This is a genomic window from Stenotrophomonas sp. HMWF003, from assembly GCF_003061285.1.
Classification (GTDB): domain Bacteria; phylum Pseudomonadota; class Gammaproteobacteria; order Xanthomonadales; family Xanthomonadaceae; genus Stenotrophomonas; species Stenotrophomonas maltophilia_AP.
The window spans coordinates 1-2,653 of record NZ_QAIW01000267.1; the positions used below are offsets into that span (position 1 = coordinate 1).

The 2,653-nt window shown below is 72.8% G+C and carries 3 protein-coding genes; all 3 read right to left on the reverse strand.

The genetic code is table 11. From position 1 onward, the window contains the following. On the reverse strand, nt 1-997 hold a 997-nt coding region (locus DBR34_RS11130), incomplete at its 3' end, for a BatA domain-containing protein (protein ID WP_128096843.1). Beyond that, complete coding sequence (locus DBR34_RS11135; RefSeq protein ID WP_128096844.1) at nt 994-1,890, reverse strand: DUF58 domain-containing protein; 897 nt, start codon at nt 1,888-1,890, stop codon at nt 994-996. The genes DBR34_RS11135 and DBR34_RS11130, both read right to left, overlap by 4 nt. Before the next feature lie 7 nt (nt 1,891-1,897). Continuing rightward, the coding region (locus DBR34_RS11140; RefSeq protein ID WP_146186823.1) for a MoxR family ATPase at nt 1,898-2,653 on the reverse strand (756 nt) is incomplete at its 5' end.

The following is a 2,653-nucleotide window of genomic DNA, read 5'->3' on the forward strand; positions in this document are numbered from 1 at the left end:
CTGCAGCAGCGCTGGCGGCAACCCACTGCGGCGGGGCAACGGGGCGCACCAGGTGCAGCAGCTGCCGGGGGAAGTCCGGGTCGCGCAGGCCGGGCGACGCCGCGGGCGATACCGCTGCGTGGAAGCGCAGCAGACGCCCGCTGCCGACCCGGTACTCGCTGAGGACTGGGTCGCCCTGTGCGTCGCGCAGCACCACCGCACCGGTCGCGTCGTGCGGCACCGACAGCGTGCCCAGCAGCGTGCCACCGCGCTCCAGCCAGGCCTGCCAGGCCGGCGGCAGCGGGGCGGTGGACGGCCACACGCCGATGTCGCCGGTGCCGGGTACCGCTGCGGTGGCCGGTGCGAGCGGCGTTGCGCTCCAGGCGCGCTGCACCGCACTGAACACGCGCTGCGCCTGTGCATCGGCATCGACGCCCAGGTGCAGGCGCGGCGCGCTCGTCGGGGGCCGGGCTGCGGTCGGTGGCGCCACCGCCAGCGGCTGCCACTGCACGTTGCGCGACAGCCGCGGGCGTTCGGCGTCCGCGCCCGGCATCGGGTCGGGTACGTAAACGGTCAAGGGGGTGCCGGCAGGCAGCTGCTGATCCAGCTCGCGCAGCAGGCTGGCCAGCGGTTGCGCGCCAGTGGGGGCTGGCTGTTCCAGCGGTGGGAAGCCCGGTGCCAGCCAGCGCCAGTCCGCGTTCGGCTGCCGTGCCTGCTGTGCGGCGACGTCGAGTCCGGGGGCCACGACAATCACCGGATGCGTATCGGCAGCGCTGCCCTGCAGTACCGGACGCGCCAGCAGCAGCGCCAGGGCCGCCAGCAGGGCCAGGCGCACCAGCAGCAGCGGCCACTCGTCGAAACGCACGCGTTGGCGCGGCCGCACCTTGGCGCGCAGCCAGCGCAGGGCGGCAAAATCCAGCGGTGCGTACTGATGGCGACGCGCCAGGTGGACCAGCAGCGGCACCAGCCACGCGGCCAGCGCCAGCAGGCCCAGCGGGAACAGCAGCGCCAGGCTCATGCGCCGCCGCCCGCGCCGAACAGCGGGCGCAGCGGTGCATCCAGCGGTTGGTCCAGGTAGCCCACCGCATGGACGATGCCGCTGGCGTGCAGGCGTGCCTGCAGTTCGCGCTGGGCCTGGGCGAAGCGGACCAGGTAATCGGCACGGATGGCACGCCCGTCGCCCAGCAGTTCCTCGCCGGTTTCCGGATCGCGGAAGCGATGGCCGTCGGTGAACGGAAAGTCGCGCTCGTCGGCGCTCAGCAGCTGCACCTGCAGCACCTCGCGGCGCGCGGCCGCCAGACGTTCCAGCAGCACGGTGCCGGCCGCGTCGAAGCCATCGCCAAGGGCCACCAGCAGGTCGCCTGGCTGCACGCGCTCCCATACCGGGCGCAGCATGTCCATGGACGGCCAGCCGCCGTGCGCGCGCAGCTGGCGCAGCAGCAGGTGCACACGGTCGCGCTGGCGCGGGCCGCTGCCGGCCGGTACCAGGTGCACGCCCTCGCCATTGACGGCGATCACGCCGAAGCGGTCGCCCTGCTGCAGCGCCAGTTCGACCAGGCAGGCCGCGGTGGCGCAGGCGTGGTCCAGGCGCGACCAGTCCGGGCGGGCGCGGTCGTACTGGGCGGCCGAGGCGCTGGCATCCACCAGTACCCAGCTGGTGATCGGGCTCTCACGCTCGGATTCGCGCACGAAAAAGCGGTCCGAGCGGGCGTACAGCTTCCAGTCGATCTGGCGCAGTTCGTCACCCGGCTCGTAGGCGCGGTACTGCGCGAACTCCAGCCCGGCACCGCGGCTGCGGCTGGCATGCTGGCCAATGCCGTGCGCACCGCGCGCGCGCCGCGGCACCAGGCGCAGCGCCTTCAGGCGGCTGCGCACGTCGGCGGGAATGGCAATGGGGGCGTGCAGCGTCACGGCGTGCTCAGGCGGGGAACGGCACGGCCTGCAGCAGCGCGGCGATCACATCGTCGGCACTCTTCTGCTCGGCCTCGGCGGCGAAGGACAGCAGCAGGCGATGGCGCATCACCGGCGCCACCAGCGCCTGCACGTCCTCACGGGTAGCGGCGAAGCGCCCCTGCAGCAATGCGCGCGCCTTGGCCGCCAGCACCAGCGACTGCCCGGCACGCGGGCCGGCGCCCCACTTGATCCACTGGTTGATCGCCTCCGGGGCGGCGGTGCCCGGACGGCTGGCGCGCACCAGCCGGGTGATCCAGGTGAGCACGTCATCGCTGACATGCACCTGGCGCACGGCGGCCTGCAGGGCCAGCACGTCCTCGGCGTCCATCACCTTGGGCACGCTGCCCGTCGCGCTGCCGGTGGTCTGCAGCAGGATGTCGCGTTCCTCTTGTTCGGTGGGGTAATCCACGCGCACGTGAAGCAGGAAGCGGTCCAGCTGGGCCTCGGGGAGCGGATAGGTACCGGCCTGCTCGATCGGATTCTGCGTGGCCAGCACGAAGAACGGGGCAGGCAGGGTGTAGGTGGTGCCGGCATAGCTGACCGTGCGTTCCTGCATGGCTTCCAGCAGCGCGGCCTGGGTCTTGGGCGGGGTGCGGTTGAGCTCGTCGGCCAGCAGCAGGTGGGTGAAGATGGGGCCCTTCTGAAACCGGAAGTGGCGGTGGCCGGTGCCGTGGTCTTCCTCCAGCAGCTCGGTGCCCAGGATGTCGCTGGGCATCAGGTC